Source organism: Plantactinospora sp. B6F1 (genome assembly GCF_040120695.1).
In the GTDB taxonomy this organism is placed as follows: domain Bacteria; phylum Actinomycetota; class Actinomycetes; order Mycobacteriales; family Micromonosporaceae; genus Plantactinospora.
Window position 1 is genome coordinate 16,665 of sequence record NZ_JBEEAC010000047.1, and the last position, 21,073, is coordinate 37,737.

The 21,073-nt window shown below is 72.7% G+C and carries 20 protein-coding genes; 9 read left to right on the forward strand and 11 right to left on the reverse strand.

Annotation, left to right across the window (positions count from 1 at the left end):
- Window positions 1–94 precede the first annotated feature (94 nt).
- Entirely contained in the window at window positions 95–1,012 is a 918-nt protein-coding gene (gene metF, locus ABNF97_RS31690) for a methylenetetrahydrofolate reductase [NAD(P)H] (RefSeq protein ID WP_349340764.1), read from the reverse strand.
- Between the two features lie 419 nt (window positions 1,013–1,431).
- Here metF and ABNF97_RS31695 point away from each other — a divergent pair, with 419 nt between their 5' ends.
- Window positions 1,432–1,935, forward strand: a complete 504-nt coding sequence (locus ABNF97_RS31695; protein ID WP_349340765.1) for a hypothetical protein — start codon at window positions 1,432–1,434, stop codon at window positions 1,933–1,935.
- Here the strand turns inward: ABNF97_RS31695 and ABNF97_RS31700 are convergent, their stop codons facing one another.
- Complete coding sequence (locus ABNF97_RS31700; protein WP_349340766.1) at window positions 1,936–3,363, reverse strand: serine/threonine-protein kinase; 1,428 nt, start codon at window positions 3,361–3,363, stop codon at window positions 1,936–1,938. It lies immediately after the preceding gene.
- 82 nt (window positions 3,364–3,445) lie between these two features.
- Between ABNF97_RS31700 and ABNF97_RS31705 the strand changes: the two genes are divergently transcribed.
- The 3 genes from ABNF97_RS31705 to mptB all read left to right on the forward strand — a co-directional run bounded on the left by ABNF97_RS31705 (window position 3,446) and on the right by mptB (window position 6,956).
- Window positions 3,446–3,994, forward strand: coding sequence for an RNA polymerase sigma factor (locus ABNF97_RS31705; protein ID WP_349340767.1), 549 nt, complete (start codon window positions 3,446–3,448; stop codon window positions 3,992–3,994).
- 163 nt (window positions 3,995–4,157) lie between these two features.
- Window positions 4,158–5,240: a polyprenyl synthetase family protein gene (locus tag ABNF97_RS31710; protein ID WP_349340768.1), complete on the forward strand. Its 1,083-nt coding sequence runs from the start codon at window positions 4,158–4,160 to the stop codon at window positions 5,238–5,240.
- Window positions 5,241–5,324: 84 nt separating this feature from the next.
- A complete protein-coding gene (gene mptB / locus ABNF97_RS31715) occupies window positions 5,325–6,956 on the forward strand; it encodes a polyprenol phosphomannose-dependent alpha 1,6 mannosyltransferase MptB (RefSeq protein WP_349340769.1) in 1,632 nt (543 codons plus the stop codon).
- On the opposite strand, the gene ABNF97_RS31720 is transcribed toward mptB, so the two are convergent.
- Genes ABNF97_RS31720 through ABNF97_RS31730 form a run of 3 tightly spaced genes read right to left on the reverse strand, consistent with a single transcriptional unit; the run spans window position 6,923 to window position 8,192 of the window.
- Window positions 6,923–7,435, reverse strand: coding sequence for a lycopene cyclase domain-containing protein (locus tag ABNF97_RS31720; RefSeq protein WP_349340770.1), 513 nt, complete (start codon window positions 7,433–7,435; stop codon window positions 6,923–6,925). The genes mptB and ABNF97_RS31720 overlap by 34 nt on opposite strands.
- A complete protein-coding gene (locus tag ABNF97_RS31725; protein WP_349340771.1) occupies window positions 7,432–7,812 on the reverse strand; it encodes a lycopene cyclase domain-containing protein in 381 nt (126 codons plus the stop codon). The genes ABNF97_RS31720 and ABNF97_RS31725 overlap by 4 nt, the downstream gene beginning before the upstream one ends.
- Window positions 7,813–7,826: 14 nt before the next feature.
- Window positions 7,827–8,192: an Rv2175c family DNA-binding protein gene (locus ABNF97_RS31730; protein ID WP_349340772.1), complete on the reverse strand. Its 366-nt coding sequence runs from the start codon at window positions 8,190–8,192 to the stop codon at window positions 7,827–7,829.
- 215 nt (window positions 8,193–8,407) lie between these two features.
- On the opposite strand from ABNF97_RS31730, the gene pknB reads away from it, so the two are divergent.
- From pknB to ABNF97_RS31745, 3 genes are read left to right on the forward strand one after another with little or no spacing between them, the layout of a single operon-like run.
- On the forward strand, window positions 8,408–10,405 hold the full coding sequence (gene pknB, locus ABNF97_RS31735; RefSeq protein ID WP_349340773.1) for a Stk1 family PASTA domain-containing Ser/Thr kinase: 1,998 nt from the start codon (window positions 8,408–8,410) through the stop codon (window positions 10,403–10,405).
- The gene (locus ABNF97_RS31740) at window positions 10,386–11,312 is read left to right on the forward strand and encodes a deoxyribonuclease IV (protein WP_349340774.1); all 927 of its coding nucleotides are present in this window, start codon (window positions 10,386–10,388) and stop codon (window positions 11,310–11,312) included. The genes pknB and ABNF97_RS31740 overlap by 20 nt, the downstream gene beginning before the upstream one ends.
- A gap of 54 nt (window positions 11,313–11,366) precedes the next feature.
- Window positions 11,367–12,143: a M15 family metallopeptidase gene (locus tag ABNF97_RS31745; RefSeq protein ID WP_349340775.1), complete on the forward strand. Its 777-nt coding sequence runs from the start codon at window positions 11,367–11,369 to the stop codon at window positions 12,141–12,143.
- 155 nt (window positions 12,144–12,298) lie between these two features.
- Here ABNF97_RS31745 and ABNF97_RS31750 read toward each other — a convergent pair whose 3' ends face one another.
- The 4 genes from ABNF97_RS31750 to ABNF97_RS31765 all read right to left on the reverse strand — a co-directional run bounded on the left by ABNF97_RS31750 (window position 12,299) and on the right by ABNF97_RS31765 (window position 16,720).
- Entirely contained in the window at window positions 12,299–13,378 is a 1,080-nt protein-coding gene (locus tag ABNF97_RS31750) for a threonine aldolase family protein (protein ID WP_502930580.1), read from the reverse strand.
- A gap of 7 nt (window positions 13,379–13,385) precedes the next feature.
- Complete coding sequence (locus tag ABNF97_RS31755) at window positions 13,386–14,792, reverse strand: class II 3-deoxy-7-phosphoheptulonate synthase (RefSeq protein ID WP_349340777.1); 1,407 nt, start codon at window positions 14,790–14,792, stop codon at window positions 13,386–13,388.
- A 141-nt stretch (window positions 14,793–14,933) separates the two neighbouring features.
- Window positions 14,934–15,428: an Rv0361 family membrane protein gene (locus ABNF97_RS31760; RefSeq protein WP_130460730.1), complete on the reverse strand. Its 495-nt coding sequence runs from the start codon at window positions 15,426–15,428 to the stop codon at window positions 14,934–14,936.
- A gap of 101 nt (window positions 15,429–15,529) precedes the next feature.
- A complete protein-coding gene (locus tag ABNF97_RS31765) occupies window positions 15,530–16,720 on the reverse strand; it encodes an MFS transporter (RefSeq protein WP_130460731.1) in 1,191 nt (396 codons plus the stop codon).
- A 69-nt stretch (window positions 16,721–16,789) separates the two neighbouring features.
- Between ABNF97_RS31765 and ABNF97_RS31770 the strand changes: the two genes are divergently transcribed.
- Window positions 16,790–17,794 carry an ArsR/SmtB family transcription factor gene (locus tag ABNF97_RS31770; RefSeq protein ID WP_349340778.1) on the forward strand — a complete coding sequence of 335 codons (1,005 nt, stop codon included), beginning with the start codon at window positions 16,790–16,792 and terminating at the stop codon, window positions 17,792–17,794.
- Window positions 17,795–17,883: 89 nt separating this feature from the next.
- Here the strand turns inward: ABNF97_RS31770 and tuf are convergent, their stop codons facing one another.
- Both tuf and ABNF97_RS31780 read right to left on the reverse strand, forming a co-directional pair.
- Entirely contained in the window at window positions 17,884–19,071 is a 1,188-nt protein-coding gene (gene tuf / locus ABNF97_RS31775; RefSeq protein WP_130460733.1) for an elongation factor Tu, read from the reverse strand.
- Between the two features lie 379 nt (window positions 19,072–19,450).
- Window positions 19,451–20,224, reverse strand: a complete 774-nt coding sequence (locus tag ABNF97_RS31780; protein WP_130460734.1) for a DUF8817 family protein — start codon at window positions 20,222–20,224, stop codon at window positions 19,451–19,453.
- A gap of 47 nt (window positions 20,225–20,271) precedes the next feature.
- Between ABNF97_RS31780 and ABNF97_RS31785 the strand changes: the two genes are divergently transcribed.
- Window positions 20,272–21,042 carry a TetR/AcrR family transcriptional regulator C-terminal domain-containing protein gene (locus ABNF97_RS31785; RefSeq protein WP_165436592.1) on the forward strand — a complete coding sequence of 257 codons (771 nt, stop codon included), beginning with the start codon at window positions 20,272–20,274 and terminating at the stop codon, window positions 21,040–21,042.
- Window positions 21,043–21,073 lie beyond the last annotated feature (31 nt).

The window sequence follows — 21,073 nt, forward strand, 5'->3', positions numbered from 1 at the left end:
TCGCGCCCGCGGCCCGGATCGCGGCCGGCTGCGGGCGCGGCGCGACATCGGTTGTCGCCGCACCGGGCCGACGCCGGCTCGGGGCCGCATCCGCTCAGACTCCGACGCCGGCCTGGAGGCTCTGCCAGACCTCGCGGGTCGCGGTCGACCGGTTGAGGGTGATGAAGTGGATCCCCGGCACACCCTCGTCCAGCAGCCGGCGACACATCTCGCTGGCCTGCTGCACGCCGAGCCGGCGCACCGCCTCCGGATCGTCGGCGACCCGGTCGAACTGCGCCGCGAGCGCGGCCGGGAACGGCGCTCCGGAGAGCTGCTGGGAGCGCTCGATCGTGCTGAGTTGGGTGACCGGCATGACGCCGGGCAGGATCGGCGTGTCGCAGCCGGCCGCCGCCACCCGGTCGCGCAACCGGAGGTAGTCGTCGGCGTCGAAGAACATCTGCGTGACCGCGAAGTCCGCCCCGGCCCGGCACTTCTGGATGAAGTACCGCGTGTCGGTGGCGATGTCCGGCGACCGGGGATGTTTGTACGGGAACGCCGCCACCCCGACGCTGAAGTCGCCCGCCTCGCGGACCAGCCGGACCAGCTCCTCGGCGTAGAGCACCCCGGCCGGGTGCCGCACCCACTCGCCCATCGGGTTGCCCGGCGGGTCGCCGCGCACCGCGAGCACGTTCCGCACCCCCGCCCCGGCCAGCCGACCGATCACGTTGCGCAGCTCGGCGACCGAGTGGTTGACCGCGGTCAGATGCGCCATCGGCAGCAGGGTGGTCTCGGTCGCGACCCGCTCGGTCACCGCGACGGTGGTGTCCCGGCTCGACCCGCCGGCACCGTAGGTGACGGAGACGAACGAGGGCCGCAGCGACTCCAGCTCGCGGATCGCCTGCCAGAGCAGCCGCTCGCCCTGCTCCGTCTTCGGCGGGAAGAACTCGAAGGAGAAGGTCGGGGCGGGACCACGGACGAGATCCCCGATCGCCGGCCGCGAGTCGGGGAGGACGGAAGGAAGACCGAGCGCCACGCGGCGACTCTACCGGTCGAAGCGGCCCGATCCCGTACTATTGCTCCCCCTTTGGGATGGCGAGTCCGCTCTTGCGTCCCATCGATCGGATCCGCGCGTACGCCCACGGCTGGCGGCGGGCAGCAGGACCGCCAGCGGGTCGGCGACCCGACACTTCCTCGTGAACCGGAGCCGCGAACGGAGCATCTCAACTCGGGACAGCCACGCCTCACGAACGGAAGGTCCGTATGCGTACCAAGTCCCTCTTGGCCGTCGTTCTTGCCCTGGCCACCACGACCGCATGTACCTCGACGGAGCGACGCCCGGGAGATGCGGCGCCGGCCGGCTCGCCGGGGCCGACCGCCAGTGCCGCCCCTTCCGCCGTACCGTCGACAGCGCGGGCCGAACCGACCGCCTCGACTACGTCAACGGCGCCGATCGTGGCGACCAGACCGCCGTCCCGGGATGACGGGCGGAGTGAGATCCGCAAGACCGACTGGCGCAACGTCACCGTTACCAGGTTGAAGTTCTGCGGCGAGCAGGACGGTGTCGTGCGGTTCCGCAACGGTTCGAACGGCCTTGACATCCCGTGCCGGATGCTCCCGGGTGGGGCACAGCCGGTTTACCGGGAGTTCCTCGTCGAGGAGCCCGCGAACGCGCCGGAGCGGGAGGACGCACTCGTGCTCGTCGAACTCGGCAATCCCGGAGCCGCGAGGCAGCAGGCGCTCGTCCCCATCCAGGTCGGATCCGACGGGAAGACCCGGGTGGCATGGCCCGTCATCAAGGGCGACCCTCCCGGCAGGAACCCGGACGAGGTAATGACGTTCACCTCGTACCGGGTCGAGGACTGGACGGTCGTCGCCGTCGTCAAGCGGTTGGACGGAAGGACGGAGACCCGGCGGTACCGGCAGGCCGGCATGTACGGCCCGTGGGAACGGTTCTGATCAGTTCTCCTGCGCAAGCGAGTCTTTCACCCGCAGGCTGTCCAGGACCTGATCCGTCCGGTCGACCTGATCCACCTGCTTGATCTGGATGTAAACGCCATAGCCGTTATCCGTCGCCGTCAGCAGCACCTCGTTGAAGGAGATCGACGTACCGTCGCAACCAGCCCATTTCCGCACCCAGCCCGTCAGGCCGGCAACGGCAACCGGACGGGCTGGGTGCGGGGTGCATCCGTCGTGGGCCGGCAGCGCCGCAGCCGCCTGTCCCGTGCCGAGCGTCCTGCTGGCGCCGGCGAACACGCCTGGCACTCCGCTGGCCGGGTCCGGCCAGCTGGTGAGATCCGGTCCGACCAGGAGACCGGGGGCTCGGCCTGCCGCCAGGCGTATCGTCGCCGGATTCCAGCCGGCGTCCTTCAACTGCCCCGCCCAGCCGGCGGGCACCGCGATCGAGAGACTGCCCGAGGCGTCGCCGACCCGGACCCATCCAGGAGCGCCGGCTCCTGCGGGGCCGGCAGAACCCGACAGGCCGAACGCCGCGGCGGCGATGCTGACCGCGACCGTCAGCGCCCGGCGGGCGCGTCGACGCCACCGGTGGATTCTGACCTGATCTTGCGCGCCTGCCGTGCCGACGGTCTTTTCGAGCGCTTCGGCGAAGTCCAGGGCGGATGCCCAACGTCGGTGCGGATCGCGATGGAGCGCCCGGAGTACGGCCTCGTCGACCCGCGCCGGTATGCCGGGCCTGAGCTTCGACGGCCGGGACGCCGGCCGGGAGGGGACAAAGCCAGGATGTTCGGATTCTCCGGTGCCGGGAGCCCTGCCGGTGAGCATGTGGTAGGTCAGCGCACCGATCGCGTACACATCGGCCCGGACATCCAGGCCGCCACCCGGACGCGCCTGCTCGGGCGCCATGTAACCGGGTGTGCCGGCCACGACCGTGAAGCCCGACGCGTGCGCGATGGCCTTTGCCAGGCCGAGGTCGGCCACCAGGACGCGCTCTTCGTCGGCGACTCTGTCGAACAGTACGTTCGACGGTTTCAGGTCTCGGTGCAGGACGCCGATCCCGTGGAGTACCGCGACGCTCCGTGCGATGTCTGCCGCGGTCCGCAGCGCGCGCGGGATCAGCATCGGACCACCGGCGAGCCGCTCGGCCAACGTGCCGCCAGCCGCGTACGTCATGACGAAGTACGGCCGTCCGTCGGGCAACTCACCGATGTCCAGCACCCGTACGAGCCGGGACGAATCGGCACGACGCATGATCCGCGCCTCCTCCCCGAACCGGGCCCGGATATCGGCGTGGTAGGCCCAGTTGTCGGCCAGCACCTTGATCGCCACGAATGACTTCAGTGCCTCGTCCTCGGCGAGCCAGACCGTCGCGAAGGCGCCGGAACCCAGGCGTCCGGTGACCCGATAACGACCGATCTTGTGCGGCATTGACACAATCTATAGCGCCTCAGCCGCTGCTTCCGGATGACGGATTCACCGAGGCGGCTGGGCGACGACCGAGGGGCCACGGATGAACGACGACCCGCAGACTGAAGATCTCGCCCGGCTCGCGGCGGGCGGTGACGGCAGGGCGCTCGATGCCCTGCTGGCCCGGATCCGCCCGCATGTGCTCCAGCAGTGTGCCCGCATCCTGCCGTGTCCGCAGGACGCGGAGGAGGCGTGCCAGGACGCGTTGTTGCAGGTGGCCCGCAAGATACCCAGCTTCGAGGGACGTTCGCGGTTCTCCACCTGGTTGCACGTCGTCGCGGCGAACTGCGCACGTCAGACCTACCGCTCGCTCCGTAGGCGGGCGGCCGAACGGGCCGCCTCGCTACCGCTGGCCGAGGTCGCGGATCCACGGCGGACCAGTGTCATCGCCGGCTCACGGCTGGACCTGCTCGACGCGCTGGAACGGTTGGAGGCGCATCGTCCGGAATTGGTCACTCCGCTGGTTCTTCGGGACCTCTGCCAACTCGACTACCATGACATCGCCGAGCAGCTGCAGATTCCTGTCGGCACGTTGAAATCACGGATCCACCACGCACGTAGGCATGTCCGTGGCTCATTGATGGCCGGGTGACCGGAGCGGAATCGGTGTCGGGGCAGAACGTCGTACCCGGGTGTCGTCGCCTGGGGTCACAGGTTGCCGGGCGCGGCGGGACCTCGGTGACCGACGACCGCTGCCTCGGCCACCGGCGGGGCCACGCCGCGCACCTGGATGGTCGGTCTACTAGCGTCATGGCGTGACCGCATCCGCCCCCGTCCCACCGGTCGACCGCGCTGGCCTGCGCCAGCGGGTCGACAACTCGTTGGCCCGGTTCCTCGGCAAACAGCGTGCCTGGATGATCGACATCGACGACAGTCTCGACACGGTCGCCGAGGCGCTGGAGGCGTTCGTGCTCGGCGGCGGCAAGCGGCTGCGGCCGGCATTCGGCTACTGGGGCTTCCGGGGGGCGGGCGGGCTCGACTCCGAGGAGATCGTCAACGGACTGGCCGCGCTGGAGTTCGTGCAGGCCAGCGCCCTGATCCACGACGACCTGATGGACCGGTCCGACACTCGGCGCGGCGAACCGTCGATCCACCGCCGATTCGCCGCCCAGCACCGGGCGGCCGGCTGGGGTGGCGAACCGGACGGGTTCGGCGAGTCCAGCGCCATCCTGCTCGGCGATCTCTGCCTGGTCTGGTCCGACGAACTGCTGCACGGCAGCGGCATCGACCCGATCGTGGTCAGCCGGGCTCGTCCGGTGTTCGACGAGATGCGCGCCGAGGTCACCATCGGGCAGTACCTGGACGTGCTCGCCCAGGCGACCCGGGACGCCTCGGTCGACCGGGCCAGCAAGGTGGCCAGGTACAAGTCCGCCAAGTACACGGTCGAGCGCCCGCTGTTGTTCGGCGCCGCGCTCGCCGACGCTCCCGCCGAGCTGCGGGCCGCGTACTCGGCGTACGGGCTGCCGCTGGGCGAGGCGTTCCAGCTCCGGGACGACGTACTCGGTGTCTTCGGCGATCCCGACCAGACCGGCAAACCGGCCGGCGACGACCTGCGGGAGGGCAAACGTACCTATCTGGTGGCGGCGGCCCTGGAGACGACCAGCCCGGCCGGGCGGGAGTTGCTGAACCGACGGCTCGGCGACCCCGGGCTTGACCCGGCCGGCATCGAGGTGCTGCGCGAGATCATCACCAGCAGCGGGGCACTGGACCGCACCGAGCGGCGGATCGCCACGCTCACCGACACCGCGCTGGCCGCACTGGTCGGTGCCGACCTGGACGACGAGGCCCGCGAGGTGCTGGTCGACCTCGCCGTCGTGGCCACCCGCCGCAAGGAGTGACCGGCACGACCCGGCACCGCTCCTTTCCCCGGCTGCCGGAGCAACCGCCGGCCCGGACCACCCGGGACTGGGGATGCTGTTCTCGTGCGACCCGTCGGCGAGCTGCCTTCCCCGGAGCGACCCAACCGGCTCCGGCTGGCCGGACTGGCCGCAAGTGCCACGCTGTCGGCCGGTGCCTACGGGGCGGGAGCACCGCTGACGGGTCCCGTCGAGGCGGCGGCGCCGGACACCTGGGGTTACTGGCTCGGCCTGGCCGGTTGGGTCGCCGGACTGGCCGCGCTGGCGGGCATTTGGTGGCGGCTCGGGGCGCGGGTGCGGCGCCGGCCGGCGAGCGTGCCACTGGGGTGGCTGCTGCGTACCGGGCTGCTCTGGGCGACTCCGCTGCTGGTCGCACCCCCCATCGCCAGCCGGGACGCCTACGCCTACGCCTGCCAGGGCGCGCTCTGGCTCGACGCCGTCGACCCGTACGCCGTCGGGGTGCTGCCGGGCGGATGCGTCTGGTCGGACGCGGTACCCGCGCTCTGGCGGGACACCCCGAGCCCGTACGGTCCGCTGGCGCTGGCCCTTGCCGGCGGGGCGGTCGCGGTGGCCAGGCTGGTCGGCACCTCCACCGACGGCCAGCTACTGGTCGCCGTCGCACTGCTCCGGGTCCAGGCGCTGGCCGGCGTCGTACTCGTCGCCGGCTTCCTGCCCCGGCTGGCCCGGGCCGGTGGTCTCGACCCGGTGCAGGCCTGCTGGCTCGGCCTGGTCTCCCCACTCGTGCTGGTTCACGCGGTCGGCGGGGCACACAACGACGCCCTGGTGCTGGGGCTGGTCGTGAGTGCGCTGTCCCTGGCGGCCGGCGGACCGTCGGCGTTCGGCACGCCGATGATGCGCCTCCGGCGGGGTGCCAGCCGGGCGGGGCTCGGTGCCGCTCCGGGAGGGCTCGGTGCCGCTCCAGGAGGGCTCAGTGCCGCTCCAGGAGGACTCGGCGCGAGTCGGGCGGGGTTCATCACCGGTGCACTGCTCGGCCTGGCGGTCGCGATCAAGATCACTGCGATCGTGGCACTGCCGTTCGCCCTCCTGATCATCACGGTCCGGCCCGGCGTACTCCCCGATCGTCGGCAGATCGCGGCCTCGGTAACCGCCGGATCGGCCGGTTCGGTCCTGGCGTTCGCGGCGGTGACCCGGGCCACCGGGCTCGACCTCGGCTGGATCTCCGCCCTCTCCGACACCGGCCGGCTCGTGCAGTGGACCTCGGTACCGACCGGGCTGGGCATGGCGGCCGGCTACCTGCTGCGGCTCGCCGGGCAGCCGGATGCGGTCGATGCCGCGGTGACGGCGGCCCGGCTCCTCGGCTTCGTCGCGCTGGCCGGGGCGATCGCGGCCCTGCTGGTCCGGGCCGGTCAGGCCGTCGCGGCACCCGACCCGACCCGCGCCCGCCGTCGCCTGGTGACCCTCACCGGCCTGGCCTTCACCGCCCTCGCCCTGCTCTCCCCGATCTTCTACCCGTGGTACGGGCTGATCGCCGTCACCGTGCTCGCGGCGGGACTCCGCGCGTGGCGCCAGGTCCACCGGGTCGCGGTCGCGGTGATCGTGCTCAGCTTCCTGGTCCTGCCCGGCGGACTCGGGCTGGCCGTGCTGACCAAACTGCCCGGTGCCCTCTTCGACGTGGCCCTGGTGGCGGTGCTCACCGCCGTGGCCTACCGGAGGTGGCGGTCCCGGTCCCGACGCTGACGCCCGCCGGAGTCCCTCCGGTCGGTCCCGGACGATTCTCGGTGGAGGCCGGACCGGTCGGTCCCGGGCGATTCTCGGTGGAGGCCGGACCGGTCGGTCCCGGGCGATTCCCGGTGGAGGCCGGACCGTCGCCGGTCGAGCAGCCGGAGCAGTGCGGCGCCCTGCCCGGCGGCCGGGGTCCGCTGGATGCCGGCCCGGCCCAGCCGGACCCATACGGCAAGGGTCAGCAACACCAGGGCGAAGCCGAACAGCAGGTCCTCCACCGGCGCGTACGCCAACCGCGGGCCGAGGATCGCGTCCGGGTCGTACCGGACGATGTCCCGGCCGGTCAGGATGCCATTGGAGATCAACTGGAAGAACACGATGATCGGGTACGTGGCCCAGAACACCGGCCGGAGCAGCAGCCGGGTACGCAGCGCGAAGAGGTCGACCAGCACCGCTCCGGCCACCCCGAGTAGGGCGGCCACCGTGTAGCTCACGGCGACTCGTCGTGGCTCGGGCCTCCACCTGAGCGGCCTGGCAGAATCGGCGACTCGTCACCGGCCGGCCAGCGCAGCACGGCGCGGACCGCCTCGAAGCCGAGGACAGCACAGCAGGGTACGACGACGAAGAAGAGCAATTCGTCCAGCGGCAGGTCGCCGGGGAGCAGTACCCCGGTGGTCTGCGCCGGGTCGAAGGTCCAGTGCCCGGCGGCGATCGCGACCAGGTCCCAGAGCGCGAAGAGCACCACCACGGGTAGCAGGGTGAGCAGCAACCGCCGCCACCGCCGCAGCACGTTGACCCGCAGGACCGGCTCCAGCCACAGCGCGGCGCCGACGCACCCGGCGAGCACCGCCAGGTAGCTGAATCGCTCCATCCGGCCGGATCCGCTCAGAAGCCGGTGGCCTGGGCCCGGCGCTTGACCTCGCGGGCCCGATCGTCGCCGAGCGCCGCCGCCGGGGTGCCCGGCAGGGTGTCGTCCGGCAGGTAGAGCCAGCGCAACGCCGCCTCGTCGTCGTAGCCGGCGTCGTGCAACAGGGTGAGGATGCCCGGCAGGTGCTTGCGTACGGTCCGGTTCGCCACCAGCTCGGCCGGGATCACCCGGGTCCCGTCCCGACGGACCGCCAGCAGTTCGCGGTCCCGGATCATCTGGTGCACCTTGCTGATCGACACCTCGAGGCGCTCGGCGACGTCCGGGAGGCTCAGCCAGCCGGTCGGCTCGGTCGGCTGCGGGTCGGCGGGTGAGGATTCGGTCACCCGTTCACCTTGCCACGCCGCCGCCGGGCCGGGCGAACGGCTCCCCGACTCCCCCGCTAGTGGCGCCGGCACCACGCCTGAGCAGGACGACACCGGCAAATCCCGCGAAAAGTGATCTCCGTCGAGCGCGGAACGGCAACACGAAGTTCTCGCTTCGGTGTCGGCTGTGGCATCCTGTTCTGCCCCTGCCCCCTGGAGACATAGACTGCCTGCCGATGGACATACAGGTCGCCGACACGCTGCTGAACTCGCTGATCGACGGACGCTACCGCATCCGCGGTCGCGTGGCCCGTGGTGGGATGGCGACCGTCTACACCGCCATCGACGAGCGGCTCGACCGTACGGTCGCGATCAAAATCATTCACCCCACCCAGGCGCAGGCCGCGCAGGTACAGCTCGCCGGGTTCCTGGAGCGGTTCACCGACGAGGCCAAGACCATCGCCCGGCTGACCCACCCGAACGTGGTGGCCGTCTACGACCAGGGCACCCACGGCGGCCTGCCGTACCTGGTCATGGAGTACGTCCGGGGCCGGACCCTGCGCGAGATCCTGGCGGAGCGCAAGCGGCTCAACCCGAGCGAGGCGCTCGCGATCATGGAGCAGATGCTCGCCGCGATCGGCGCCGCGCACCGGGCCGGCCTGGTGCACCGGGACGTGAAACCCGAGAACGTGCTCGTTGCCGAGGCGCCGAGTGGCGGCGCGGGCAACCTCGTCGACAGTGTGGTGAAGGTCGCCGACTTCGGGCTCGCCCGGGCGGTCGAGGCGAGTTCCGACACCGAGGGCGGCAACCAGCTGATGGCCACGGTCGCCTACGTGGCACCGGAACTGGTCACCGAGGGCCGCGCCGATCCGCGTACCGACGTCTACGCCGCCGGGATCGTGCTCTTCGAGATGCTCACCGGCCGGGTCCCGTACGATGCCGACCGCGCCGTGGACGTCGCCTGGCAGCACGTGGACCGGGACGTGCCACCGCCGTCCGGGCTGGTTCCCGGCGTGCCGCCGGTCCTCGACGAGCTGGTCCGCCGGGCGACCCGGCGCGACCCGGGAGCCCGGCCGACGGACGCGGGCGCGTTCCAGGCCGCGGTCCAGGTGGTCCGGGACGACCTCGGCACCGTCGCCAACGCCAACACGGCGGTACTGCGGCAGATCCCCGCCGTCGACCAGCCGACCATGGTGGTGCAGCAGCCGACCATGGTCGTCTCGTCGGTACAACCCTCGCAGCGACCGGCCTGGGCCCGCCTGCCCGACCAGCCCCGGGAAGGCAGCACCCCGCACCGCCGCCGCGCGGCGGCCAGCTCCGGTTCCGATTTCCTCGGCCGGGTCCGCGAGGTCGGCGGGCGACTCTTCGCCGGCCGGGTCCCGGTTGTGGTGACCGTGGTCGCGCTCGCCCTGGTGATCGGGATGGCCGGCTGGTGGTTCGCGTTCGGCCGTTACACCGAGACGCCGAACCTGGCCGGACTGGCCGGGACGGAGGCGGAGGCCCGGGCCGAACGGTCGGGCTTCGAGGTCAAGTACGCGGATCCCCGCTACAGCGAGGACATCGCCAAGGACAAGGTGCTCGCCCAGGATCCCGAGTCGACGAGCCGGATCCAGCGGGGCGGCACGATCACCCTCACCCTCTCCCTCGGCCCGGAGCGCTTTCCCGTCCCGGACGTGGTCGGCAAGACCCTCGACCTTGCCCAGCTCGACCTGGAGAACGCGAACCTGGTCATGGCCCGCGGCACCGACCGGTACGACGACAACCTGCCGGAGGGCGTGGTGATCGCCACCAGCCCGAAGGTCGGCACCGAGGTCAAGCCGGGCGACAAGATCACGGTTATCGTCAGCAAGGGCAAGGCGCCGATCAGCGTCCCGGTCCTGGTCGGCAAGGACATCAAAGAGGTACGCAACATCATCAAGGAACTCGGCCTCAAGCTCAGCGAGGAGTACAAGGATTCCGACAAGCCCAAGGACCAGGTGATCGCGCAGACCCCGCCGGACGGCTCCGGCGTCGTGAAGAACGCGCAGATCAAAGTCGAGGTCAGCAACGGACCACCGGCCATCAACATGCCCCGGGTGATCGACCTGCCCTGCCAGCAGGCGAAGCAGCTCCTGGAGGGCCAGGGTCTGGCCGTCGCGGTGCAGCTCAACCCGAACGGGACGGTGCGGATCCAGAACCCGAACGAGAACACTCCGGTGCCGCCAGGGACCCAGGTTGTCCTCACCTGTCTCTGAATCCGCCTCTGAGCGCGTCGCCACCTCCGGCAGCGGGTCCGGCGGCCGGGTCGCGCCGAGCCGGCCCGTCGGCTCGCACACGCCCACCTCCGGCGGGCTGGCCAGGGCGGCCCTGCCGTACGCCGACGCGGTCGGTTCGGAGGTGGTGCAGGTCTACGTCGGCAACTCGCGGGGCTGGGCGCTGCCCCCGGGTGACCCCGGGCAGGACGCGGCGTTCCGGGCCGGCTGTGCGGAACGCGGGCTGGTGGCGTACATCCACGCGTCGCTGCTGGTGAACCTCGGCTCGCCCACCCCGGCGACCGTCGAGAGGTCGGTGGCGACCCTGGCGCACGCGCTGGACCGGGCCGCCGCGATCGGTGCCGCCGGGGTGGTCTTCCACGCCGGCAGTGCGGTCGACGCCGGGCACGCCGAGGCGGCGATGCGTCAGGTACGCGAGGGGCTGCTACCGCTGCTCGACTCGGCTGCCGCCAGCGGCGGGCCGAAGCTGCTGGTGGAGCCGAGCGCCGGTGGCGGCCGGTCGCTGGCTTCCCGGGTCGAGCACCTGGAGCCGTACCTGGCGGCCGTCGACTGGCACCCGTGGCTCGGCGCCTGCTTCGACACCTGTCACGCCTGGGCCTCCGGGCACGACCTGGCCCGGGAGGGCGGCATGCGCGAGACGCTGGACACGCTGGTCGACGCGATCGGCGCGGAGCGGCTGTGGCTGATTCACGCCAACGACTCACGGGACCTGTGCGGCTCGACCCGGGACCGGCACGAGACGATCGGCAAGGGCAGCATCGGCGAGTCGGCCTTCGCCGAGCTGATGACCCATCCGGCGACCGCCGGCATCCCGGTGGTCGTCGAGACGCCGAGCGAGAATCACGGACACGCCGACGACATCGCCACCCTCAAGCGCCTCCGCCCCTGACTCCGGCCCCTCTCCCGGTGGGGCGGAGGATCTGGACGGCGTAGCGTGGCGGCGGTGAGACGGGGTGTGCGGGGGATGCTGCTGGCCGGGCTGCTGACCGCGCTCACGGCAGCCGGCTGCGGCAGCCACTCGACGGGCACGCCCGGCGACCCGGCGACCGGCGCGGCCGGTGGTCGGTCGACCGGCTCGGCCGGTGGCGGGGGTGCCCCGGCCACCCCGTCCGGGCCGACGGCGACCCGCCCCGGCGATCCGCCGGGCGCACTCTCCGGGTTCGCGTACGACATCTCCACGGTCACCGCCGCCGACCTGGGCGCGAGCTGGCGGCCCGGCTGCCCGGTCGGGCCGGAGCAGCTCCGGCGGATCCGGCTCGGCTACTGGGACTTCGACGGCCGACCCCGGGTCGGCACGATCGTCGTGCACCGGTCGGTCGCCGCCGAGGTGGTCGAGATCTTCGCCACCCTCTACCGGGAACGCTTCCCGATCCGGCGGCTACAGCCCGTCGACGCGTACGCCGGCAGCGACGACCGCTCGATGGCCGACGACAACACCTCCGGCTTCAACTGTCGCCGGGCGGTCACCACCGGCGCGGAAAAGTGGTCCGCGCACGCGTACGGGAAGGCGATCGACGTCAACCCGGCGGAGAATCCGTACCTGATCGGCGGTCGGGTCCTGCCGCCCGCCGGGGTGGCGTACCGGGACCGCTCCGGTTACCGACCGGGGATGGCGGTCCGCGGCGGCGTACTGGTCGAGGCGTTCGCCGCCGCCGGCTGGCAGTGGGGCGGCGGCTGGCGCTCCCCGGACTACCAGCACTTCACCCGCACCAGCGGCTGACCCGCCGACCCGTCCGGCCGCGATCCCGGCGGGGTGTGATCCCTGCCGGCCGCGATCCCCTCCGGACGCGATCCCGGCGGGGCAGCGATCCCTGCCGGCCGCGATCCCGGCAGGGCAGCGATCCCTGCCGGCCGCGGTCCCGGCGGCCGGTTCGGTCAGCGCCGGAAGATCTGGGTGAGCACGGTGACGGCCAGCTCCACTCCGGCGTCGTCCAGATCGTGGTGGGTCACCAGCCGGGCGGCGCGCGGGCCGAGCACCGAGACGAGTACGCCCCGGTCCCGGGCCGCCGCAGCCAGCTCGGCCGCCTCGATCCCGCACTTGGTCAGGTCCAGCGGAACGATGTTGGTGCGGACCGGACCGGCCAGCACCCCGAACGGGGCGAGCGCGTCCGCCAGCCGGGCCGCCCGAGCGTGGTCCTCGGCCAACCGCCGCACGTGATGGCGCAGCGCGTACCGGCCGGCGGCGGCGAGGATCCCCGCCTGGCGCATCCCGCCACCCATCCGCTTGCGGATCACCCGGGCCCGGGCGATCCGTTCCGCGCTGCCGACCACCAACGAACCGACCGGCGCGCCGAGCCCCTTGGAGAGGCAGACCGACAGGGTGTCGAACAGCTCACCGTAGCTGGCCAGCGGCACGCCGTCGGCGACGTGCGCGTGCCAGATCCGGGCGCCGTCGCAGTGCAGTCCGATCCCGGCGTCGTCGGCGACCCGGCGCAGCTCACCGAGGGTGGCCAGCGGGATCACCCCGCCGCCGCCCCGGTTGTGGGTCTGCTCGACCGCGATCGCCCGGGTCGGCACCGCGTGGTAGCCGTCCGGTCGGATCATCGCCGCGACCACCTCCGGGTCGAGGTCGGCGCCGGCCGGCGACCAGGTCCGGGTGGAGACGCCGCCGATCGCGGCCGCCGCGCCGATCTCGTACGTCACGACGTGCGCGTCAGCGTCGCAGAGCAGTTCCTCGCCGGGCGGCACCAGCAGCTGGATGGCGATCTGGTTGGCCATCGAGCCGGTCGGGGCGAAGAGGGCCGCCTCGTGACCGAAGAGGGCGGCGACCTCGGCTTCGAGGGCGTTGACGGTCGGGTCCTCGGCGTAGACGTCGTCGCCGACCTCGGCTGCGGCCATCTCGGCGCGCATGCCTGCGGTGGGTCGGGTGACGGTGTCGGACCGGAGGTCGACCGGGCGGTCCGGGTCCGGGGTCGGGGACGCGTTCCGGGCGCCGAACGGGACGAGCCGGGAGATCGGGTCGTCAGCCACGAAGCATCTCCGCTACCAGGAAGGCGAGTTCCAGCGACTGCTGGGTGTTGAGCCGGGGGTCGCAGGCGGTCTCGTAGCGGTCCGGCAGGTGGATGTCCTCGATCGCCTGCGCGCCGCCGAGGCACTCCGTGACGTCCTCGCCGGTCAGCTCGACGTGCAGGCCGCCCGGGTGCGTCTCCAGCGACCGGTGCACCTCGAAGTAGCCGAGCACCTCGTCGACGATCCGGTCGAAGTGCCGGGTCTTGTAGCCGTTGGACGACTCGTGGGTGTTGCCGTGCATCGGGTCGCACTGCCAGACGACCTTGGCGCCGGCCGCGGTGACCTTGGCCACGATCGGCGGCAGTACCTCCCGGACGCGGCCGTTGCCCATCCGGCTGATCAGGGTGAGCCGGCCCGGGATGTTCTCCGGGTTCAGCTTCTCGCACAGCTCGATCGCCTGGTCCGGGGTGGTGGTGGGGCCGAGCTTGACGCCGATCGGGTTGGCGATCCGGGAGATGAAGTCCAGGTGCGCCCCGTCGATCTGCCGGGTGCGCTCGCCGACCCAGAGGAAGTGCCCGGACAGCCCGTACGCCCGGCCGTCGGAGACCCGGGTCAGCGCCCGGTCGTACTCCAGGGCCAGCGCCTCGTGCGAGCAGTAGAGGGTGACGGTGCGCAGTGCCTCCTCCTCGGTCAGCCCGCAGGCCCGGATGAAGGCGAGCGCCCGGTCGATCTCCCGGGCGATCGCCTCGTAGCGCTCGCCGGCCGGGGAGTTCTTGACGAAGCCCTTGTTCCAGTCGTGCACGGCGTGCAGGTCGGCCAGCCCTCCGGCGAGGTACGCCCGGAGCATGTTCATCGCGGCGGCCGAGTTCGCGTACGCCCGGATCATGCGCTGCGGGTCGGCGATCCGTGCCTCCGGCACCGCCTCCAGCGAGTTGATCATGTCGCCCCGGTACGCCGGCAGCCCTCGCGCGTCGGTCGGCAGCGACCGCGGCTTGGTGTACTGCCCGGCCACCCGGGCCACCTTCACCACCGGCAGCGACGCCCCGTACGTCAGCACCACCGCCATCTGCAGCAGCGTCCGGGCGTTGGCCAGCAGGTGGCTCTCGGTGTTGTCGGTGAAGGTCTCGGCGCAGTCGCCGCCCTGGAGCAGGAACGCCCGCCCCTCGCAGACCAGCGCCAGCCGCTGCCGGAGCTGGTCGACCTCGTAGGGCGCGACGATCGAGGGCACGTTCTGAAGGATCTTGCAGACCTCGTCCACCACCGCCGGATCCGGCCACGGCGGTGTCTGGGCCCGGGGCAGTTCCCGCCATCTGTCCAGGCCGAGCGCCTCGTCCTCGGCGGAGTCCTCGGTCGGCCGGCTGGTCTGCAGCGCGGTGTTGCCCACCGCGGGGTAGCTCAACTGGTGCCACTCATGGCGCATGTCTGAAAGCGTACGGCGGAACCCGCACGATGCCGGGAGCGAGGTATGCCCGTCCGAAGCGTGGGAGCCCGCCCGAGGCGCCCGGGCGGGCCGGGGATCCGGCGATACCGGGGCGATCAGGCCGGCCCGATCGGCGAGCGATCAGGTCGGCTCGGTCGGGGAGCCGGACGGGGCCGGGGTGTGGCCGCCGATCGCCTCCTTGGCGATGCACCACTGCCCGTCGGCCCGGGCGACCGTGAAGAGCACCTTGGTCGCGCTGGTCTTGCCACCGACCTTCACCGTGATCGAGGTGCTGACATCCTGGTCGGCACCGTTGGCCCGGACATCGGTGATCTTCGCCGCCGAGACCGAGAAGTGCTTGGCGAAGTCGCCGTTCGGGCCGGTGGCCGCCTGGTCGAAGGACTCCCGCAGCGGCTCGCAGAGCTGTTCGCGGCCATCCGCGACACTCTTCGCCTTCATCGCGTCCAGATATGCCTGCACCCGCTCCCGGGCCCGGTCCGGGCCCTCGTCCGGGGTGGGGGTGGGCTCGGCGCCCTGCCCGACGAGCCCGTCGAACACGCTACAGCCGGCCAGACCCAGCGGCACCATCGCCAGCACCGTGACCACGCCGACCAGCCGCCGCCGTACGCCGACCATCGCGCTCCTTTCACCGAGGGGGTTCCCACCCTAGTCGAGCCGCCGTCGAGCGGCCCGCCCCGACGCCCCGGCGAGGCGGGCAGCCGGCAGCCGGCGGCCGGTCACACCGGCGCCGGTTCCGGGGTACGAGCCTCGGCCGGAACGCGCAGTCCGGGGCGGAGCAGGAGCGTGACCAGCAGGGACAGCACCGCCATCACGGTCATCGCCATCCCGACCGGCAGGTACTGGGCGACGGTGCCGGCCAGCGTCGCCGCCACCGCCTGCATGGTCAGCATCCCCGAGGAGTGCAGTCCGAGCGCCTGGCCGCGCATCTGACCCGGGGTGAGATCGACGAGGCGCTGCTGGAGCAGGACCCCGGCGCCGAATCCGGCCGAGGCCGTCGCCACGGCGAGCGCGGCGACCGGCAGCGGGATCGGCAGGGCGAAGAGCAGGTACGGCACCCCGAGCGAGAGTTGCAGCGGCGTGACGAGCCGCTGCCGCCACCGGGCCGGGACGAACCGGCCGACGACGGTGTCTCCGGCGAGCATCCCGAGGGCACCGGCGACGAAGAGCACCCCGGCCGATTCCGGGGCGTACGGGATGAACAGCGCCTCGCAGCCGACGACGAGCCCGTTCGGCAGCCACAGCGCGAGGTAGACGTACCGGCGGGCGGGTGCCGCCCAGAGCCGGGCGTTGACCTGCCAGGTCTGCCGCACCGACGGCCGGCCGGCGGCCCTCGGTGGGCGGCCGGTGAGGCCGAACCGGGCGACCAGGGCGGCGCTGAGGTACAGGTCGGCGCCGATCAGCAGCACCTGGCGCGGGGCGACGACGGCCAGCAGGGCACCGCCGAGCGCGAAGCCGGTGATCTGCATCGCTCCGACCGACATGTTCATGACCGACCGGCCGAGCAGGTAGCCGCCGTCCGGCAGGATCTCGCCGAGCAGTCCCCAGCGGACCCCGCCGCCCATCGAGCCGGCCAGCCCCATCAGCCCGATCACCACGAACATGGCCCCGATCGGCATTCCGGGCAGCGCCATGGTGAGGGTGGCGGCGCAGAGGAAGAGGGTGACGCTGACCAGCGCGGCGCGCGGCGGCACCCGGTCGGCCATCGAGAGCAGGGTGGTGGCGCCGAGCATCTGGGCGAAGGAGGGGCCGAAGAGGCTGAGCGCGGCGAGCAGCGGTGACCCGGTGGCGGAGTACACCAGGGTGCCGAGGGCGAGCCCGTTGACGGTGCCCGCCGCGACCTGGGCGGCGGTCGCCAGGAAGAGCGGGCGGAACTCGGGGACCCGGAACAACTGTCGATAGGTTCGCACGGCAGCAGTCTGGGTGGACCGTCCGGCGAGCCGTTACCTTTTCACCTGGAGACGAAACCGGAGGTGGTCGTGGGGCTCTGGCTGCTCGACGCGGACGTGCTGGCCCGCAGCCGGTTCGCCGTCTCGCCCCTGGTCGAGACTGTCGCGGCCCTCAAGGCGCTGGGCGGGCATCCGACGCTCCCGGGTCAGCGGGCCTGGCTCGACACGCACTCGGCCGCGTACCGGTCCCGGCTGGCCGGCGACCCGTTCAGCGCGGCGTTCGTCCGGGCCGCCTTCCCGCCGCGCTGGCTGCCCGACTTCCTCGGCACGCCGGCCGGCTTCGTCGGCGCGCCGGCCGGCGACGCCGAGGTGACGTTCGCCGGCGAGCTGCGCCGGATCCGCGAGACGCCGGCCGGGACGGCCCGGGCCGACCTGCAGGCCGGCCTCGACGCGCCGCTCCCGGCCGAACTGGGCGGCGCCGACCTGCCGGAACGCGTCGCCGAGCTGCTGGAATGGGTCTGGACCCGCACGCTGCGCCCGGACTGGCCGCGCCGGCAGCGACTCTTCGAGGCCGACATCGTGTCCCGGACCCACCTGCTCAGCTCGGGCGGCTGGGCGGCCACCCTGGACGAGATGCGACCGGGGATGCGCTGGTTGGGGCACGGCCGGCTGCAGATCAACACGTACGACCTGCCGCCGGTGGACCTCGGCGACGCCGGGCTGCTCTTCGTGCCGAGTACGTCGGCCCGGGGCTGGGTCGGTTCCGACCGTCCGGACCGACACACGGTGGTCTACCCGTGCCGGGGAATCCTGGCCGATCCGGCCTACGGCGCCCCTCCGGCGGCACTGAGCCGACTGCTCGGCCCGGTCCGGGCGGAGATCCTCGCCCGGCTGGAGTCGCCGGCGAGTACCACCGGGCTGGTCGCGGCGACCGGGCACGGGCTGGGCTCGGTCGGCGGGCACCTGCGGGTGCTGCTCGACGCCCAGCTCGTGCGGCGACGCCGCTCGGGGCGGTACGTGCTCTACTTCCGCACGCCCGACGGCGACCGGCTGGTCCGGATCAGCCGGCGGTCCGACGAGCGGACCGCCGGCTGAGGTCCCGGCCGGAGACCCCGGCTGAGACCGGGCTGAGACCCGGGCTGAGCCGCCCTGGTCGACGAACCCGGCCGAGTTGCCGGTGGAGCCTAGTCGAGCAGGGCGGTCACCGTGCCGGCGGCGACCGTCCGGCCGCCCTCCCGGACGGCGAAGCCGAGCCCGACGTCCATCGCGATCGGCTTGCCCAGCTCGACCGTGATCGTCACGGTGTCGCCGGGGGCGACCTGGGGCAGCTCGCCCAGGTCCACCGCGCCGACCACGTCGGTGGTCCGGAAGTAGAACTGCGGCCGGTAGTTGGCGTGGAACGGCGTACGCCGACCGCCCTCGGCGGTGGTCAGCGCGTAGAGCTGGGCGGTGAACCGGCGGTGTGGCGTGACGCTGCCCGGCAGAGCCACCACCTGCCCCCGCTGCACCTGGTCGCGCTTGACCCCGCGCAGCAGTACGGCCGCGTTGTCCCCGGCCTGCGCCGACTCCAGCGACCGGCCGAAGGTCTCCAGCCCGATCGCCACGGTCGACAGGGTCGGGGCGAGCCCGACCACCTCGACCGGGTCACCGGCGCGCAGCGAGCCGCGCTCGACGGCTCCGGTCACCACGGTCCCCCGGCCGGAGATGGTGAGCACGTTCTCGATCGGCATCAGGAACGGCCGGTCGAGTTCGCGCGGCGGCACCGGGACGTACCGGTCGACCGCGTCGAGCAGGTCCGCGATGGACCTGACCCAGCCGGGGTCGCCCTCCAGCGCCCGCAGTGCGGAGACCCGCACCACCGGCACCTCGTCACCGGGAAAGCCGTACTCGCTGACCAGCTCCCGCACCTCCAGCTCGACCAGGTCCAGCAGTTCGGGGTCGGTCACCGCGTCCGCCTTGTTCAGCGCCACCACCAGGTACGGCACCCCGACCCGCTGGGCGAGCAGGATGTGTTCCCGGGTCTGCGGCATCGCGCCGTCCAGCGCCGAGACGACCAGGATCGCCCCGTCCACCTGCGCCGCCCCCGTGATCATGTTCTTCACGTAGTCGGCGTGGCCCGGCATGTCGACGTGCGCGTAGTGCCGGGTGGCGGTCTCGTACTCGACGTGCGCGATGGTAATGGTGATGCCCCGGGCGACCTCCTCCGGCGCCCGGTCGATGCCGTCGAAGGCGACGAACCGGTTGACCGCCGGGTCCCGGTCGGCGAGCACCTTCGTGATCGCGGCGGTCAGCGTGGTCTTGCCGTGGTCGACGTGTCCCATCGTGCCGATGTTGAGGTGCGGCTTGGTGCGTACGAACTGGCTCTTGGCCATCGGAATGTCCTCATTGCAGAGACGGGTCGGCGGGCGACGAGCGCGGGCGGGTGCCAGACCGCGAGAAGGGAGACCGCGCCAGAACCGCGCATCCGGTGCGCCAGGAAAGGGCGGCACCGGGGATCCGGGCCACCCTCCTCCGTGGGTTCTGCTGGTGCGGGAGGAGGGTCAGCCTCGCGCGCCGCTATCCAGCCGGTTCGGCTGGATCGGCTGGACCGGCAGCGCGGCAGGGTGGGACGACGCCAGGCACACGGCGGCGGGGCCCAGCAGGAGGAACCCTGCGGGCCGCACAGAGCCGAGCGTGCCGAACATGGCGATCACGTTAGGCGAGAACGCCGCCAGCCGCGACCGGTATTCCCGGCGCCGCCAGCACCGCCGGTCAGCGGTCCAGTTCGGCGCGGATCTCGGCGGCGGTCGCCAGGTCGGTGGCGAGCGCCGCACGCTCGTCGGCGGAGAGTTCCACCGCGTCGACCTCGGCGAGCAGCCGGGCCGCCGCCTCAGGATCGCCGGTGCGCCAGCGCAGTTCGGCGAGGTAGACCAGCGCGGGAAGCCGCTGCGCGGGTGCCGCGTCCGCGTGCCGGGCGAGGCCGTTCTCCAGTACCCGGATCGCGGCGCTCTCGTCGCCGTGCGAGTCGGCCTGCCGGGCGGCGGTGGCCACCACCCGGGTCAGCCGGCCTCCCGGTCCGGTCCGGTCGCCGGAGCCGTCGGCACCGGCGCTCCCGCCGTCCCCGGTGCCGCTAGTACCGCTGGTACTGGCCTCGTCCGGGTCGCCGTGCCGGCTGATCCGCAGCCAGTTGCCGCCCGGGTCGACCACCGTGAACCCGGCCGCGGTGCCCTGGCGGCGACGCGGCCGGGTCATCCGGGGAATCCCGGCGACCGGCACTTTGCCGAACGCGGCCCGCAGCCCTGCCGCGAACGCGGTGTGCAACTCGCCGGTGTCCGGGACGAGCAGCACCACGCTTCCCATCGAGTCGGCCGGGTCGAACTGGGGTACGGCGAAGAAGTGCAGTTCGATCCCGCCCCGCCGGACGGCGGCGTACGGGTTGGGACGCTGCTGCCGGTACGTCACCTCGAAACCGAGGGCGGTGTAGAACGGCAGGACGTCGTCCAGGTCTCGGCAGGGCAGGCCGGGGATGGCGAGTTCGGTGGGCACGCAAACATCGTACGCTGTTCGGAGTAATGCTGGCGAGAGGGCCTGAAATGGAGTACCCGGGGCGCGGCGACGCGGCGCGCACGATGGCGCTGCTCTGGGACGGTGCGCCCGTCCCCCGACGCGGGCCGCGACACCGGCTCGACCTGACCCGGATCGTCGACACGGCGATCGCCGAGGCCGACCGCGCCGGACCTGCCGCGCTGTCGATGCGGGCCCTGGCCCAGACGCTCGGCATCGGTGCCGCCTCGCTCTACACCTACGTGCCGGGCAAGGCCGAGCTGCTGGAGCTGATGGTCGACCGGATCGCCGCCGGCCAGCCCCTGCCCCGCGCCGACGCGGGTTGGCGGGCCGGACTGGGTGAGCTGGCCGCCGCCGACCTCGCCGCCTTCCGGGCCCACCCCTGGCTGCTCCAGGTGGCGACGTCGCGCACCGTCTTCGGCCCGCACGTGATCACCCGCTATGACGCCGCACTGGCGCTGCTCGACGGGTACGGCCTGGCCGCGATCGAGGTGGCGTCCTGCGTCGCGGCCGTCGAGTCGTACACCAGGGGCGCGGCGGCGGCGGTGGTCGAGGCCGAACAGGCGCCCCGGCAGACCGGCAGCACCGACGACGAGTGGTGGGAACGGCGCGCCCCGCTGCTGGCCGAACGGATGGCCGGACGGTTTCCCCGGCTCGACGCACTCGGTGCGGCGGGGGCGTTCGCGGTCTCCGACAGCACGCTCCCCTACACCCTTCGACGGGCGCTGGACCGCTTCGACTTCGGGCTCGACCTGGTCCTCGACGCGATCGGGGCCCGGATCACGGCGGCCGGCCGGTGACCCCGGCCGGCCGTGACCCGCGGGACGGTAC

Excerpts from the sequence above, each read along its gene's own strand:
- ABNF97_RS31700 (WP_349340766.1), bottom strand. The coding sequence starts at position 3,363 with ATGCCGCACAAGATCGGTCGTTATCGGGTCACCGGACGCCTGGGTTCC.
- ABNF97_RS31705 (WP_349340767.1), top strand. The coding sequence starts at position 3,446 with ATGAACGACGACCCGCAGACTGAAGATCTCGCCCGGCTCGCGGCGGGC.
- ABNF97_RS31725 (WP_349340771.1), bottom strand. The coding sequence starts at position 7,812 with ATGGAGCGATTCAGCTACCTGGCGGTGCTCGCCGGGTGCGTCGGCGCC.
- pknB (WP_349340773.1), top strand. The coding sequence starts at position 8,408 with ATGGACATACAGGTCGCCGACACGCTGCTGAACTCGCTGATCGACGGA.
- ABNF97_RS31755 (WP_349340777.1), bottom strand. The coding sequence starts at position 14,792 with ATGCGCCATGAGTGGCACCAGTTGAGCTACCCCGCGGTGGGCAACACC.
- ABNF97_RS31760 (WP_130460730.1), bottom strand. The coding sequence starts at position 15,428 with ATGGTCGGCGTACGGCGGCGGCTGGTCGGCGTGGTCACGGTGCTGGCG.
- tuf (WP_130460733.1), bottom strand. The coding sequence starts at position 19,071 with ATGGCCAAGAGCCAGTTCGTACGCACCAAGCCGCACCTCAACATCGGC.
- ABNF97_RS31785 (WP_165436592.1), top strand. The coding sequence starts at position 20,272 with ATGGAGTACCCGGGGCGCGGCGACGCGGCGCGCACGATGGCGCTGCTC.